Below are 15,804 nucleotides of genomic sequence, written 5' to 3' on the forward strand. Positions count from 1 at the left end.
TGTACCCCTGATATTTATTTTTCTGCTTTTAATGAAACAAGTTTAACGCGATCCTGCTTTCTGGTCATTATCTGTCCAGTTATATCCTGCCGCTTGGATCGAATCGCCCCACGATGGGCAAGAGTAATTGCCGCGATTATCGCTACCAGAAGCAGAACCGATGCAAGTTCAAACGCGAACACATAATCGGTATACAGTACCATACCTATCTGCTCGGTATTGGAAGGCGTGCTAACTGGTGCAGGGTACATAATGTCATCGCTATCATCGGCATTATTGTCAATAATCTGCGTTGGTTCAGCACTGGCTCTCTGTGCCTGAGAACTGTCCTTAAACCAGCTCGCCGGCTCGGAAATCAACAATAAACCAACCAGTAGCGCGACCAGAATCAGGCCAAAAGGCAGATATCGGGTAAAATGCGAGCGCATTGACTCGGTATCGATATTAAGCATCATAACCACAAACAGGAACAGGGTCATAACGGCGCCGACATAAACCAGAACCAGGATTAAAGCCAGAAATTCAGCAGATAACATCAGCCATAATGCGGAGCTGGCAAAGAAAGTTACCACCAGAAACAAAACGCAACGCACCGGGTTATTTTGGGTTATTACCATTAATGCGGATGAAACTGCCAAAGCAGCAAACGCATAAAAAAGAACTTGTACTATTAAATCATGCATTTTTCACCCCGTTAGCGGCTATCTTTATCTGCTTCACGATCAGAAGCCAGTTTCTCTTCCATCAGATCCCCAATAGCCAGCAGTTTTTCTTTAGTCATAATATTCTGGCCGCGCTCACTGATGTGATAATGATGGATCGGCGTTACAACAATGGAATCAACCGGACAAGATTCTTCGCACAATCCACAATTAATGCACTTGAACATATCGATGTCATAGCGCGTTGTACGGCGTGAACCATCTTCCCGCGGTTCGGATTCAATCGTAATCGCCAGTGCCGGGCAAACCGCTTCACATAACTTACAGGCAATACAACGCTCTTCACCGTTAGGATAACGGCGCAGCGCAAGCAAACCTCTGAAACGCGGAGATAGCGGTGTTTTTTCTTCCGGAAACTGAACAGTAAACTTCTTTTTGAAAAAGTATTTACCGGTAACTTTCAGCCCCGCCAGCAGCTCCAGCAAGAGGTAGCTGCGAATATAATGCTTTATGTATCTATATGCTTTTTTCATATTAAAACCATGGTTTCAAGTGGGCAACGACCATAAGGGCAGTAACTATAACCCATACAATGGTCACAGGTATCAATACTTTCCATCCAAGACGCATTAACTGATCATAACGGTAACGTGGGAATGTAGCACGCACCCATAAGTAAACAAACAGGAAGAATGAAATCTTCAGCAATAACCATACAAAACCTGGTACAATAAAAAAGATATCTTCAAGAACCGGAACGCCTTCAAAGGGAGAAAGCCAGCCCCCCATGAACAACAGCGAAATTATGGTTGAAATCAGAATCATACTGGCATATTCCGACAGGAAAAACAGAGCAAATCCAATACCAGAATATTCAACATGGAAACCGGCTACAATTTCTGACTCACCTTCCGCCAGGTCAAATGGAGCCCGGTTAGTTTCTGCCAGTGCCGCAATCCAGAATACGATAAATAACGGCAATAAAGGCAAGAACCACCAATGCCAGATACCGCCATGTTGCGACAGAACGATATCAGTCACATTCATACTGCCAGCAGCGAGCAAAACACCAACAAAAGCAAAACCCATGGCAATTTCATAAGAGACGGTCTGAGCCGCGCTCCGCAGTGAACCGAACATGGCATATTTTGAGTTAGACGCCCAACCAGCGATTAAAACTCCGTATACACCCAAAGAACTGATGGTAAACAAATACAGAACGCCGGCATTAAGATTTGCCAATACAACGCCCTGTGAAAAAGGAATTGCCGCCCATCCGGCCAGTGCCGGCACCAGCGCAAACAAAGGAGCAATCACAAACAAATATTTGTTTGATTGCGTTGGTACAATAATTTCCTTGGTAATCAGTTTGATGAGGTCCGCAAACGGTTGCAGCAACCCCTTCAACCCTACCCGGTTTGGTCCTATCCGAACTTGTATATAACCGATTACTTTACGCTCGGCAAAAGTAAGATAGGCCACTCCAATTAACAGAGGAACGACAATGACCAGAATTTTGATAACGATCCACAGCAATATGCTAATATCTTGAAGCATGTTTATACCTGTTAGCGCTTAATTGTTATTGCGGCAAATGAGTGCCCTAAATCAACTGTCTCAGGCATTGCATTAGCTACCCATACCACATCAGGTGCCATTCGCTCGTCGCGTTTAAGGGGCAATGTTATCTCAATATTTCCTTGAGATACAGTAGCAACCTCATCTAATTTCAAGCGATTTGCAGTCTCGGGGTGTATTTTAATACAAACCTGATCTGCAGCAGCACAATTTTGCAGTGCCCCTGCATTTCTGACAATTGCATCGCCGCGATACAGCGGCCATTCACCTACTCGAACCAGTTGCTGGTTATTAAGCGGCAATGATTCAGGGTAGTAGGGGCGATATTTGATATCGCTCATAATTGCTGCCATTGCTTTAATTTCATCTAATACTTCTTCAGAAGAAACATACTCAAAACCTGGGCACTGTAACAAGTTTGCGATAACCCGCAGCACTTTCCAGGCAGGCCGTGCTTCACCATGCGGTTTACAGGCGCCAGCGACTGATTGCCAGACATTATCGACATTAATATAAGTACCTGATGTCTCAGCATAGGGTGCAACCGGCAAAATCACATCAGCATAATCTTTCATGGAATCATTCTGGAACGCTGTGAGCAGGACAACAAATTCTGCTGCAAGCGTTGACTGATGCGCCCCGTGCGGATTGGCAAAATCATAGCCGGGCTCAACACCCATCAGGAAGTAGCCTTTTAATTTATTATTAAGCGCAGTCTGAGCATCAAGACCTGTCGATTCAATGTGCTTACCCGCAGCACCGCGATGCGGTACCATACCGGCTAATTGTGCGCCAGCGGCATTGGCTCCCGATGTAAAGCGGATAGCTTTAGCACCGGTAATATTTTCCAATGTGTGAACCAGGGTACGAATGAGGGCGGCGTCAGGATGATTCTCACTGATCGCACCAAGAATAATAGCCGAGTTTTGCTCTTTCAGGCCAGCCACGATCGTTTCAGCAGCAGGCTCTTTGTTCAAGCCAATCAGCAGGCGCTGTAACTCTTCCGGCAACGTTGCAGCATCTACGCCTGAGGCGACAATCAGTTTAGCCAGCTGCATCGGGATTTCTACTGGAGAAACGATGCATTTTTCGGTGACATCAAAATGATAATCGTAATCAACGGGGTTGATAGCATAGATCTTCGCCCCATTCCTGAATGCTTTTCTTACCCGTACACCTGCCAATGGCAATTCACGCTCAATATTGCAGCCAACCAACAGAATTCGTTCTTGTTGTTCCAGTTCGGCATAACGGAGACTATTTGACATGACAACTGGTAAATGAGCCTGATCGCTGAAATCAGTCTGGCGAATACGGTAATCCAGGTTGTTAACCCCTAGTTCGCGCATCAGTTTTTGCAGAAGGTAAAACTCTTCCAGAGTAGATGAGGATGACGCAAACGCAGCAAACTGCTCTGCACCGTGCTGCTTGATTACCTTGCTGATACCGTCAGCAGTAAATTTTAACGCTGTTGGCCAATCCACTGCCTGCCACTGGCCATTGGTCTTAATCATAGGCTGACTGGCGCGTGCCTTGCTATTCAAACCGAGATAACTGAAACGATCCCGATCAGACAGCCAGGTTTCATTAATTGTTTCATTTTCGCGTGGTACAACGCGCATCAGACGATCACGGCGAACATGAATATGTACGTTAGAGCCGAGGCAATCATGAGGCGCTACGCTGTCATATTGGTTCAATTCCCAGGGACGGGCGGTAAAACGATAGGGTCTGGAAGTCAAGGCTCCAACCGGGCACAAATCTATAATATTGCCTGATACTTCCGATGTCATACTATGCTGAACATAGGTACCAATTTGTACTTTTTCGCCACGGCCAGTAGAACCCAATTCACGGACGCCGGCAACCTCGTCGCCAAAGCGAACACAACGCGTGCAATGTATACAGCGTGTCATTTCAGTTGCAATCAATGGCCCAAGATTATCATCATCTACAGCGCGCTTTTCCTCGTTGTATTCTGATTCATCAGCGCCAAAACCCATTGAAATATCCTGCAGTTCGCATTCACCGCCCTGATCGCAAATAGGGCAATCTAATGGATGGTTAATCAGCAGAAACTCCATAACTGCTTTTTGAGAGCGGACTGCTTCTTCTGATTTGGTAAAAACCTTCATCCCGTTAGTAATTGGCGTAGCGCAGGCAGGAACCGGTTTTCGGCCATTTTCCACCTCAACCAGACACATGCGACAGTTCGCAGCGACTGAGAGCTTTTTGTGATAGCAAAAACGGGGAATATAAATACCGGCATCATCGGCAACTTCGATAATCATTTTGCCGTTGTCTGCTTCTAATGTTTTTCCGTCGATTTCAATGGTAGCCATTGTTTAAACCTTCTTTAATTATGCTGCAACGAGAGAACGTTTGTGCTTAATAAAATAATCAAACTCATGGTAAAAATGTTTCACGAAACTTTGCACTGGCCAGGCAGCAGCCTCTCCAAGCGCACAAATCGTACGGCCTTCAATTTTATCAGCCACATTAACCAGCTTTTCAATATCACCGGGCTCGCCATGACCATGTCGAATGCGGTGAATTAATCTTACCATCCAGCCTGTACCTTCACGACAAGGCGTACACTGTCCGCATGATTCGTCCATATAAAACTCGGAAATGCGATATAACGCATCAACCATACAAGTTGTTTCATCCATGACAATCACGGCGCCTGAACCCAAACCTGAGCCAGCTTTCTGAATACTGTCATAATCCATATCAAGCTGCATCATTACATCGCCAGGCAATACTCGCATGGAGGTACCGCCAGGAATAACCGCTTTGATGCGGTTACCGTTTCTGACGCCGCCCGCTAACTCAAGCAGATCTTTAAACGGTGTACCCAGTGGAATTTCAAAATTGCCGGGTTTATTAACATGACCGCTTACGCTGAAGCACTTGGGGCCGCCATTGTTTGGTTTACCAAGCTTTAAAAACCATTCGCCGCCTTTTTCCAGAATAACGGGTACAGAAGCAAAGGTTTCAGTATTATTGATTGTTGTCGGTTTACCGTACAATCCAAAGTTAGCCGGGAAAGGGGGTTTAAAGCGCGGCATTCCCTTTTTGCCTTCCAGAGAATTTAGCAGCGCTGTTTCCTCGCCGCAAATATAAGCGCCAGCTCCCAGGTGATTATATAAATCAAAATCAACGCCGCTGTCCAGGATATTTTTACCCAGCAAACCGGCTTCATAGGCTTCGCGTAAAGCGCTTTCAGTACGCTCAAACGGCAACCAGAACTCGCCGCGAATATAGTTATAGCCAACGGTTGCATTCATCACATAACCGGCAATAGCCATACCTTCGATTAACTGATGCGGATTCAGGCTTAAAATTTCACGATCTTTACAAGTACCAGGCTCGCCTTCGTCTGAGTTACAGACTACATATTTCTGACCGGGAGCCTTGCTGTTCATAAAGCTCCACTTCAAGCCGGTTGGGAAACCAGCACCGCCACGTCCACGTAAAGCCGACGTTTTCAGTTCTTCAATAATTTGTTGAGGCGGTGTCTTTTCGGCAAGAATACGGCGCCATGCGCTATAGCCACCAACGCTTTCATACGCTTTCAGAGTCCATGACTCTGGCAGATGGAAAGTCCGGTAACAAACTTGATTCAGTTCAACCATGGCAAACTACCTCTATTGTTCATTGGCATTGTTCCAAAACTTGATCAATTTTTTCTCTGGTCAAATTCTCGTGGTAATCTTTGTTAACTTGCATCATGGGGGCATTGACGCATGCGCCCAGGCATTCTACAAAGCGCAGGGTAAACCGGCCGTCAGGCGTGGTTTCGCCCAATTTGACGCCCAGCTTTTGTTGTAAATAATCAACTATTTCTGACGATCCACGTAATTTGCATGAAATGTTCGTACATACATTAATCAAATTACGCCCAATTGGTTTGTGTTCATACATTGTATAAAAAGTAGCGACTTCATAAACAGCAATTGCAGGCATTTCCAGGTATTCAGCTATGGCATCCATTAACTCGGCAGTCAGAAAGCCGTACTGCTCCTGAACGATGCGAAGCGCGCTCATTACTGCTGATTGCTTTTGATCTGCGGGATATTTCGCTATCCAGTGATCGATATCTTTAATTCGTTCTGCTGAAACGAACTGACAAAGCAATTTATCTGAATTCTCAGCCATACTTTAATTACCTTTAAAAACGTTTATTCTCTGGCAATAACCGCTCTAGCGATCAATTTCACCAAACACTATATCCTGACTGGCAAGAATAGCTACACCGTCTGCCAGCATGTGTCCTCTGACCATTTCATCATAACTGGCCAGATGCGCAAAACCAGGTGCGCGTATTTTAAGCCGATAAGGCTTGTTTGCACCATCTGATACCAGATAGATGCCGAACTCGCCTTTAGGGGCTTCTACCGCGGTATACACTTCACCCCGCGGCAGGCAGAACCCTTCCGTAAATAATTTGAAATGATGGATCAACGCTTCCATATCGTGTTTCATCACCGCACGTTTGGGCGGTGTTACTTTATAATCATCCAGACGAACCGGCCCAGGATTTTTACGCAGCCACTCAATGCATTGTCTTATAATTTTGTTCGATTGACGCAATTCTTCAACCCTGACCAGATATCTGTCATAGCAGTCACCGGTTTTTCCCACAGGAATGTCAAACTCAACTTTATCATAAGCGGCATAAGGTTGTTTTTTACGTAAATCCCAAGCGACTCCGGAACCACGCAGCATAGGACCAGTAAAACCCCATTGCAAAGCTTGCTCAGGGGAAACAATTCCGATATCAACTGTACGCTGTTTCCAAATTCGATTATCCGTCAACAAGGTTTCATATTCGTCAACACATTTTGGGAAACGCTCGGTAAATGCCCAAAGGAAATCCAGCAGACTGCCCTGACGATGTTCATTCAGCCTGTCTGTTTCCTGTTCGTTATGCCAGCGGGATGGCTGGTATTGGGGCATGGAATCCGGCAGATCCCTGGCTACGCCGCCTGGACGGTAATACGTAGCATGCATACGAGCGCCTGAAACTGCTTCATAGCAATCAAATAAATCTTCACGTTCACGAAAACAATACAGAAATACCGTCATCGCCCCAATATCGAGCGCGATAGCTCCCAACCAGAGCAAATGGTTAAGAACACGGGTTATTTCGTCAAACATGGTTCGAATGTACTGGGCTCGAATCGGCGCTTCTATTCCCAGTAATTTCTCAAGCGCCAGCACATAACCATGCTCATTACACATCATGGAGACATAATCAAGGCGATCCATGTAGCCAATGCTCTGGAGATAAGGTTTTGTTTCAGCCAGTTTCTCGGTAGCACGGTGCAAAAGACCAATGTGCGGATCGGCGCGAACAATTGTTTCGCCTTCAAGCTCAAGAACCAATCGTAAAACACCATGGGCAGCTGGATGTTGAGGCCCAAAATTCAAGGTGTAATTTTTAAGTTCGATCATTGTTCAGACCTTTTATTATCAAGATAACGATTATCATTGCGTATCACTTTGGGCACAAGTACTCTTGGCTCCAAGTCAATCGGCTCATATATCACTTTTTTCAAATGGGCGTCATAGCGCATCTCAATATGGCCGCTAACCGGGAAATCCTTACGGAAAGGATGACCGATAAAACCGTAATCCGTGAGGATTCTTCTTAAGTCAGGGTGGTTTTCAAATAAAATGCCATATAAATCATATGCTTCGCGCTCAAACCAGTTTGCTGATTTCCAGATATCATGAGCAGAGGGAATAATCAGGTGTTGTTCCTCGAGGAATACTTTAACCCGGATACGGTGGTTTAACCGGGACGACAACAGGTGATATACAACCGCAAAACGCGGCTTGGTCATCGCATAGGCCCGAGCTTCCTGCCGTTCTACTCCACGGGAAAACCCGCTTTCAGTCGCTTCTTCGGTTTCCCAGTCATAAACACCATAGTTAAGATAATCAACTGCGCATACATCAATAAGTTGATCAAACAAAAAGCCATCATTATTTTTTAATTGCAGCAATATTGCTCTGATATGTACAGCGTCGCATTCAATAGTAAGCTCATCAAACGAGGATTCTGCTGTGCTGATTATGCCAGTTAATTCTTTTTCAACCTGTTCAGCCAACTTGGTTAATTTTGTCATTTAGTTCACCTGTGCTGTTCATTACGCTTCTATGATCGGCTTGCGTCTAATCTTGTTTTGAAGCTGAATAATTCCATAGAGAAGAGCTTCTGCAGTCGGCGGACAACCAGGGACATAAACATCAACCGGAACTATCCGATCGCAACCGCGCACTACTGAGTAAGAATAATGGTAGTATCCGCCGCCATTAGCACAGGAACCCATAGAGATTACCCATCGTGGATCCGGCATCTGATCATAGACTTTGCGCAGGGCAGGAGCCATCTTGTTGCATAAAGTACCGGCAACGATCATAACGTCAGACTGACGTGGACTTGGTCGAAAAATAATTCCGAATCGGTCGAGGTCGTAGCGCGCAGCGCCTACGTGCATCATTTCTACCGCACAACACGCCAGCCCGAAAGTCATAGGCCACATTGAACCGCTACGAGCCCAGCCTAGCAGTTTATCGACGGAGGTTGTAACAAAGCCACTTTTTTGCAATTCTGCAACAGCCATAGCAAGAGCCTCTAATTAATTATTGGATTACGATAAATTACAGCACGAACAGGATATCACTCCCACTCAAGCGCGCCCCGTTTCCATTCGTATATGAAACCGACTACAAGCAGTCCAAGGAATAGCATCATTGCTGAAAAGCCAAACCAGCCTAATTTGCGAAGCACTAATGCCCAGGGAAAGAAAAATGCCGTTTCGAGATCAAAAATTATAAACAGGATAGCAACGAGGTAGAAACGCACATCAAAAGGAATATGGGAACTCTCAAAAGCACTGAATCCACACTCATAAGGCGAATTTTTTTCAGAATCAGGATTATGTTTGGATAGCAGCGCACCGCCGGAGAGCATAGCAATTCCGAGCGCCAATCCAATAACAATAAAAACAAGTACTGGTAAATAATTTGATAGCATAATTCGCATCACTTGGATAAATGGTACCGAAGGCCGGACTCGAACCGGCACGGCTTACGCCACCGCCCCCTCAAGACGGCGTGTCTACCAATTCCACCACTTCGGCACGCGTTAATTATTGTTTTTCACTTTTACTGCTATCAACCGGCACTGGAACTTTAGGTTCCTGTACACTGGTTTGTTGAGGTATCGCTCCCTGTGCTGCCTTTTGATACTGGCTTGACACAAGGAAGGAAAGAGTCAGGCTGGTAACAAAAAATGCCAACGCCAAACCACCAGTTAACTTAAACAGAAAACCACCGGTACCCTGACTGCCAAACACTGTATTTGATGCGCCTGAACCAAAAGCTGCACCAATATCAGCGCCTTTACCATGCTGCATTAATACCAGACCAATCAAAGTCATGGCAATTAATACATGAATCACTAAAATTAGTTGATACATTTAACAATTTCCACAAATTGTCGTGCATTAAGTGATGCACCACCAATCAAACCACCATCAACATCCGGCATTGCAAACAACGATTGCGCATTTTTCTCATTAACACTACCCCCGTACAGGAGAGTCAGGTTTTGCGCATGTTCAGCGTTGTAACCAGCAACTACCGACCGGATAAATTCATGCATTTCCTGAGCTTGCTCAGGGGATGCTGTTTTTCCCGTCCCAATTGCCCATACAGGCTCATAAGCTACTATACAACCGCTGAAGGCGTTACCGCTTTCTTTTGCGACACTGCCTAATTGAGCAGCCAGAACATCTTTTGCTCTGCCTTGCTCTCGTTCCTGCAAAGTCTCACCAATACATAGAACCGGTATCATACCATGTTCTTTTGCATGGTGGAATTTTTCTGCAACATTTTTTTCATTTTCTCCAAACAGATTTCGCCGTTCGGAATGACCCGCCAATACATAGCGGCAGCCATAATCTTTCAGCATGGGAGACGATATCTCGCCAGTATATGCACCGCTATCTTGCGAATAAACATTCTGGGCGCCCCAAGCGATTGCCGTGCCGTTTAAAAGCTCGCTTACCAACGGTAAATAAATTGCAGGCGGAAACACTGCTACGCCACAATTGTTGCTTTGTTCAGTCAAAAGCTCTTTTAGCTCGACCAGCAATGGGCGAATCGACTCAATCCGGCCATTCATCTTCCAATTACCGGCAACAATTTTTTTTCGCATTTGTTCCCCAAATCATATCGAGGCGGAATATATCGTATCGGTACACTGCCGTCAATTTTTTTATGAATGTGATATAGAAATCTTCTTGTTAAAATCGGTATGATCATACTTAGGGATATAAATAATAAGGAATAACCTGATGAAAAATGCTTCTGCCCTATTAAGCCGGCTGATTGATATACAACCGCCATTCAGACTGGAAACGCTGACACAGCTATTTGAATCTAACAACACGGAGCAGCCAATTTTTGAAGATAATACGCTCGCCAGTCAGTATGGCTCGCTATCAGCAAAAATTGAACAATGGCAGAAACTAGCCCGGCAATTGCAGGAGTATGACGCGCTGAGTAATACAATTGCAGATTTAACAGCAAACCGAAAGACACTAATCAGGGCGATTAAGACGGCAAAGAATAGCAACGCTAATGAGACAGAGGATTTTAAAAAGGCCTATCAAAAAACTTATGCGGCTTACGAAACCCGCCAACTTTCCCAGACAGCGGCTGTAACCAGTGCAAGTTCGCTTCTTGCCCAGATTGGTCTGCTGCAGCAGTTTACTAATGATTTAAAAAAAGAGCGTGCCGAGCTCCAGAATTTTACTGACAGACAGGAACTGAATATACTCAATAACGAACGTAGAGAAATTATCGAACAGATTGCCGAATATGAAAAGATAAGTTCAATTGAAGATAACGAAGCAATTCCGGATTTAATCGAACAAAAGCAGCACTTGATTACAAAAAATCAATTATTAATCGAAGAGTTAAATGATTTACTGCTTCAACTTGAGCCCTGCCTGTATACTAAAAAAATAAAAGAACTGCGTCAGAAAATTGATGCCATTCAATTACCCAATAAAACAGCTCTGGAAACGCAATATCAAGCGTGCGGTGATGAAGAAAAAAATTCTCTGCTACGTGAATATGAACTAAAAGCCAACCAGGGGACTGGTTGGTACTCCAAGTGGCTAAGCCGTAATAAGCCAGCTTCAAATCTGTCAGATGAGTTCCTGTTCCTCACTTTAGTTAATGAGCACTTTATTGAAACGCAATCGTTCAGAAATCGATTTGGCGATCAACTACCCGATGAAGAAAACATTAAAGCAACTGTAATAAATTTTTTAAGGCCGCACATTCCAGACGTTGCTGATCCAACTGAGTGGGTTGAATTAAAGAATCTCCTGCTAACTGTTTATGAAGCCCTGACTAATAGCAACAATAACAATACTGCACTCCTGGAACTTCTTAAAAATCTGGACCAGATCAACCGCGATATAACCCCATTTGCTGCGAGCTATCTTCTGGCTTCTGATACCAACTCATTACCGCCTGATGATAATGAAATTAATACCCGCATAAATAAATTAAACGAACAAATAAGCGACATCGATAAATGCATACTATTGGCCAAACAAGTACAAAATGGCGCATTAGAACTGGCTCGTTTACAGACTGACAGGAAAGCAATTAATGTGAAGCTGAAACAAGCCCAAAAAGAACTTGCCGGCCTGGGTGACAGAAAACAAATTCTCGAGACTCTGACATCACTTCAGCAGGAGACAAGCGAATTGTTGATTGCTTTGCAAACCCGGCTAAAAACCAGCCTGCCAGTTGCTGCCCCAGCTGAAAAACCGGCCAGGGATCTTCAGGACAATAATTTTCACGACAAAAGACTGGCTTATCTGGAGACTATGCATAAAAAAACCGTCGCCAGAATTGTTGCTCAATTTCCTGGATATAAAAATTGGTATGAGCAACTGCATACAGTTCTTAAACAGCAAATTGCCGATACAGGACTTTACTATCAGACTTGCCAGTTACTCAATGATATTTTTTTCGAATTACAATACCCGGCAGACAAACATTATTCGGTTTTAAAAAAATACCGGAAACTGTGCCCCCTGCCTGCACAAAACTGGCATGTACTTATTGCGCTTAAGCCGGTATTGCCTGTTACGGATATGGAAATGATTGAAACGACTCCTGGCCGGCAGTTAACAAGAAAATTTGCCCGTTTATATGAGCACCATGAAAATTTGCTTAAAAAGCATCCGCGTGAAGCAAAATTGCTGGAAGAACTGATCATACGGCTGAAGGGATTGACGCTTGGCCGGGCAGGGAACGAGCCTTTACCTGATTTGCTGGCAGATCCGCGTTATGAGTGCTTGCTGCGGCACAGAGGATTTGGCCGTCTTTCGCAATGGCTCGCCGAGATTTTTACGGATATTAAAGGACTATTTTTTAAACAACCGGAGAATGGTTATCGTAAACACTTTTTTTTCAGTCCGACTCGAACGGAGATTTTACTTGCTGAGGCAGGATGTCGTCCTCAAATGTAGATTGGGGCATTAATGATTGCAAATAGATCATAATGATATTAACTTACATAAAATGTTATGATAAAATGCATTTTCCTTATTTTTGGAAGAGTAATAATGGCAAAACATAATCAGAATAAACCAGGTAATAATCAAAATCAGTATGCTGAACCTCGTCCACAACGACTTGCAAGGCAGTTGGCTGCTCTGCGAATAAACGGGATACGAGCAGATGAGATAAGAAGTAATAATCAACAGCAAAGGGAGTTAAGAGTAGCAGCCCGAAGACATATTGGGCAACTAATAGTGGAGTTACCAGCAAATGACCCGCGAAGAGCTGAGTTACGAGATATTCTGCGAAGACTTAGTCCCCCACAACCTGAAAATGTTCATCGGTTTTTTAATAATCTGCATGCAAGGGCAATCGCTTCGGAGCGGCCTGATCACATGCAATTTGCGGCAGAATTGAATGCTGAGCATATCACTCCTGAGCATATTCAGGCTTTGATGGGTGGTGCACCACCTCGCAGCGAGCTTGAGCAAGTTCTCCAGTTTGAAATAGCTCAGATTCACCAACCAATTGTAGAACAACCGCCTCATCCTGCGTACGAAAACTCTTCTAGCAGTAGCAGCTGTTCTAGCTAAAAGCGCGTTAATGTATTGAATAATAGGGTGAATCAGTGCGGTTAAACACTCTACTAAAAGTATTAGATGTCTGTTGACAATTCCTCTAAAGTTCCACGTACCGCGGCTTGTCCGCGGTACGTGGAACTTGTAGAGCAAATAGACACACCTACAGCTGTTGTTCCAGTGCTTTAAGTTCATTACACAAATGCTCGGCATAGCGGGTAATCTGCTCTTTATCGCTACCTTCAACCATAACCCTTAACACGGGCTCTGTTCCTGAAGGACGCAGTAATACACGACCATTTTGGTTTAACCCGACCGTAATGTCTTCAACCATTGACTTTATTTTCGCACTCTCCAGCAACCTGTTTGCATTTTCTGTTTTCAGATTGAGTAAAACCTGCGGCATGAGCGTAATGCCTTCTGTCAATTGTTGCAGGGTTTTATTCTGCTTGACCATGCAGGCCAGAACCTGCAGCGCTGCGACAATACCGTCACCGGTTGAAGTCTTATCAAGACACACAATATGGCCGGAATTTTCACCGCCAATTTTCCAGTTGTGTTCTTTTAAGGCTTCCAGAACATAACGATCACCCACTTTCGTACGCATAAAAGGTGCGCCCAGGGCAGTGATGGCTTTTTCAAGACCATAATTGCTCATCTGAGTACCTACCACTCCCCCATGCAAGATACCGCGTTGATGACGGTCATTAGCAATGATATACAGGATTTGATCGCCATCCACAATATGACCGGCAGCGTCAACCAGAATTACCCGATCACCATCGCCATCAAGTGCAATTCCAATATCAGCGCCCGATTCCAGCACTTTATTACGGAGCGCGTCAGGTTCGGTAGAACCGCATTTGCGATTAATATTAAAACCGTCTGGCTTATCGCCAATTGTCATTACCTCTGCACCCAGTTCGTTGAAAACATTGGGGGCAATGTGATACGTCGCGCCATTGGCACAATCAACTACGATTTTTAAGCCTGTGAGCCGGGTCAGCGATGGAATAGTTGATTTGCAGAACTCAATATATCGGCCTGCAGCGTCATTAATTCGCCGCGCCTTGCCAAGTTGCGATGAATCAACCATCTGCATTGGCTTTTCAAGTTCGTCCTCAATTGCCTGTTCGAGCTCATCATCGAGTTTAGTGCCATCGGCAGAAAAAAATTTAATCCCGTTATCCTCAAACAAGTTATGCGATGCACTAATAACAATTCCGGCATTAGCCCGTAATGTCTGGGTTAAATAAGCAATACCAGGTGTAGGCATTGGACCCAGCAAGCTAACATCCACGCCTGCTGCGGCAAGGCCGGACTCAAGGGCAGACTCAAGCATATAGCCTGATACCCGAGTGTCTTTACCGATAACCACCTTTTTACGCGGGCCATCTGCCAGAACGCGTCCAACAGCCCAGCCCAATTTTAAAATAAACTCCGGATTAACGTTTGATGCTCCAACCCGACCGCGGATGCCATCCGTTCCAAAATATTTACGCTGAGCCATTACAGTTTTCCTTATTTAGCATTGTTTCACTTGCCTGCATTATCGCGCGCGTCATTATGATTGTTTGCCGTGTTTCGGCAATATCATGCGCCCTTATTAAATCAGCACCATTCATCAGAGCAATTGCATGAGTAACCAGACTGCCTGTTAAACGCTCTTGCGGCGGTTTCCCGAGCACCACGCCAATGGTATGTTTACGGGATGCACCCATCATTATCGGCAGATTATGATATTTAAATGACTGCAATAATTGCACTAACAATAAGTTATGATTAACCAATTTCCCAAACCCAAACCCTGGATCGAGAATAATATTTTCAGCAGCGATACCCGCCTGCAAACAAGCGGCGATGCGCTGCTCAAAAAAAGCATTTACTTCATCAATGACGCTGCCCTGGTAAAACACGTTCTGCTGCATACTTTCCGGCTTGCCTTTCATATGCATGAGACAGACTGGTATCTGATATTTCGCAACTGTTTCCAAAGCGCCATCAGCCTGCAAGGCGTTAGTATCGTTCACAATGGTTACTCCTGCGTCTACTGCCGCAGCCATAACCTCGGGCTTGGTTGTATCAACAGACAAGCAGATATCGCTCATCTCACGTATTGCTTCAATAACCGGCATTAACCGATCCAGCTCTTCCTGCACACTGACAGCACCAGCACCGGGTCGAGTTGATTCGCCGCCGATATCGATAATATCGGCGCCATCGAGGATCATGTTTTCGGCACGAGCAATAGCAGCATCAAGGGTAAGAAATGAGCCGCCGTCAGAAAATGAATCAGGGGTGATATTCAGAATCCCCATCAACAAGGGAGATTTATATTCTGATAAAAGCCATTCTTTAAATTTAAAACTATCCATTGGTATATT

The 15,804-nt window shown here is 44.7% G+C and carries 16 protein-coding genes and 1 tRNA gene; 2 read left to right on the forward strand and 15 right to left on the reverse strand.

Going from position 1 to position 15,804, the window contains the following annotated elements:
- Window positions 1–14 precede the first annotated feature (14 nt).
- The 13 genes from ACFORL_RS07470 to tpiA form a co-directional block, all read right to left on the reverse strand.
- A complete protein-coding gene (locus ACFORL_RS07470; RefSeq protein WP_382342640.1) occupies window positions 15–683 on the reverse strand; it encodes an NADH-quinone oxidoreductase subunit J in 669 nt (222 codons plus the stop codon).
- Window positions 684–694: 11 nt separating this feature from the next.
- Window positions 695–1,195: an NADH-quinone oxidoreductase subunit NuoI gene (gene nuoI / locus ACFORL_RS07475; RefSeq protein WP_382342642.1), complete on the reverse strand. Its 501-nt coding sequence runs from the start codon at window positions 1,193–1,195 to the stop codon at window positions 695–697.
- 1 nt (window position 1,196) lies between these two features.
- Window positions 1,197–2,219 carry an NADH-quinone oxidoreductase subunit NuoH gene (nuoH, locus tag ACFORL_RS07480; protein WP_382342644.1) on the reverse strand — a complete coding sequence of 341 codons (1,023 nt, stop codon included), beginning with the start codon at window positions 2,217–2,219 and terminating at the stop codon, window positions 1,197–1,199.
- An 11-nt stretch (window positions 2,220–2,230) separates the two neighbouring features.
- Complete coding sequence (nuoG, locus tag ACFORL_RS07485; protein ID WP_382342645.1) at window positions 2,231–4,582, reverse strand: NADH-quinone oxidoreductase subunit NuoG; 2,352 nt, start codon at window positions 4,580–4,582, stop codon at window positions 2,231–2,233.
- An 18-nt stretch (window positions 4,583–4,600) separates the two neighbouring features.
- Window positions 4,601–5,878, reverse strand: a complete 1,278-nt coding sequence (nuoF, locus tag ACFORL_RS07490) for an NADH-quinone oxidoreductase subunit NuoF (RefSeq protein WP_382342647.1) — start codon at window positions 5,876–5,878, stop codon at window positions 4,601–4,603.
- A gap of 19 nt (window positions 5,879–5,897) precedes the next feature.
- Window positions 5,898–6,401 carry an NADH-quinone oxidoreductase subunit NuoE gene (gene nuoE, locus ACFORL_RS07495; protein WP_382342649.1) on the reverse strand — a complete coding sequence of 168 codons (504 nt, stop codon included), beginning with the start codon at window positions 6,399–6,401 and terminating at the stop codon, window positions 5,898–5,900.
- Window positions 6,402–6,446: 45 nt separating this feature from the next.
- On the reverse strand, window positions 6,447–7,700 hold the full coding sequence (locus ACFORL_RS07500; RefSeq protein ID WP_382342650.1) for an NADH-quinone oxidoreductase subunit D: 1,254 nt from the start codon (window positions 7,698–7,700) through the stop codon (window positions 6,447–6,449).
- Complete coding sequence (locus ACFORL_RS07505; RefSeq protein WP_382342652.1) at window positions 7,697–8,377, reverse strand: NADH-quinone oxidoreductase subunit C; 681 nt, start codon at window positions 8,375–8,377, stop codon at window positions 7,697–7,699. The genes ACFORL_RS07500 and ACFORL_RS07505 overlap by 4 nt, the downstream gene beginning before the upstream one ends.
- Window positions 8,378–8,398: 21 nt before the next feature.
- Window positions 8,399–8,875, reverse strand: a complete 477-nt coding sequence (locus tag ACFORL_RS07510; protein ID WP_382342653.1) for a NuoB/complex I 20 kDa subunit family protein — start codon at window positions 8,873–8,875, stop codon at window positions 8,399–8,401.
- Window positions 8,876–8,931: 56 nt separating this feature from the next.
- Window positions 8,932–9,288, reverse strand: a complete 357-nt coding sequence (locus ACFORL_RS07515) for an NADH-quinone oxidoreductase subunit A (protein WP_382342655.1) — start codon at window positions 9,286–9,288, stop codon at window positions 8,932–8,934.
- Between the two features lie 21 nt (window positions 9,289–9,309).
- Window positions 9,310–9,394 (reverse strand) — tRNA-Leu (locus ACFORL_RS07520).
- Window positions 9,395–9,403: 9 nt separating this feature from the next.
- A complete protein-coding gene (secG, locus tag ACFORL_RS07525) occupies window positions 9,404–9,733 on the reverse strand; it encodes a preprotein translocase subunit SecG (RefSeq protein WP_382342657.1) in 330 nt (109 codons plus the stop codon).
- Window positions 9,721–10,473, reverse strand: a complete 753-nt coding sequence (gene tpiA / locus ACFORL_RS07530; protein ID WP_382342658.1) for a triose-phosphate isomerase — start codon at window positions 10,471–10,473, stop codon at window positions 9,721–9,723. The genes secG and tpiA overlap by 13 nt, the downstream gene beginning before the upstream one ends.
- A gap of 139 nt (window positions 10,474–10,612) precedes the next feature.
- Between tpiA and ACFORL_RS07535 the strand changes: the two genes are divergently transcribed.
- Window positions 10,613–12,811: a hypothetical protein gene (locus ACFORL_RS07535; RefSeq protein WP_382342661.1), complete on the forward strand. Its 2,199-nt coding sequence runs from the start codon at window positions 10,613–10,615 to the stop codon at window positions 12,809–12,811.
- A gap of 96 nt (window positions 12,812–12,907) precedes the next feature.
- Window positions 12,908–13,435 carry a hypothetical protein gene (locus tag ACFORL_RS07540; protein ID WP_382342663.1) on the forward strand — a complete coding sequence of 176 codons (528 nt, stop codon included), beginning with the start codon at window positions 12,908–12,910 and terminating at the stop codon, window positions 13,433–13,435.
- A 148-nt stretch (window positions 13,436–13,583) separates the two neighbouring features.
- Here ACFORL_RS07540 and glmM read toward each other — a convergent pair whose 3' ends face one another.
- Both glmM and folP read right to left on the reverse strand, forming a co-directional pair.
- The gene (gene glmM / locus ACFORL_RS07545) at window positions 13,584–14,930 is read right to left on the reverse strand and encodes a phosphoglucosamine mutase (RefSeq protein WP_382342665.1); all 1,347 of its coding nucleotides are present in this window, start codon (window positions 14,928–14,930) and stop codon (window positions 13,584–13,586) included.
- The gene (gene folP / locus ACFORL_RS07550; RefSeq protein ID WP_382342667.1) at window positions 14,917–15,795 is read right to left on the reverse strand and encodes a dihydropteroate synthase; all 879 of its coding nucleotides are present in this window, start codon (window positions 15,793–15,795) and stop codon (window positions 14,917–14,919) included. The genes glmM and folP overlap by 14 nt, the downstream gene beginning before the upstream one ends.
- Window positions 15,796–15,804: the final 9 nt, after the last annotated feature.

The sequence above is a fragment of the Legionella dresdenensis genome (assembly GCF_042649825.1).
GTDB lineage: Bacteria > Pseudomonadota > Gammaproteobacteria > Legionellales > Legionellaceae > Legionella_C > Legionella_C dresdenensis.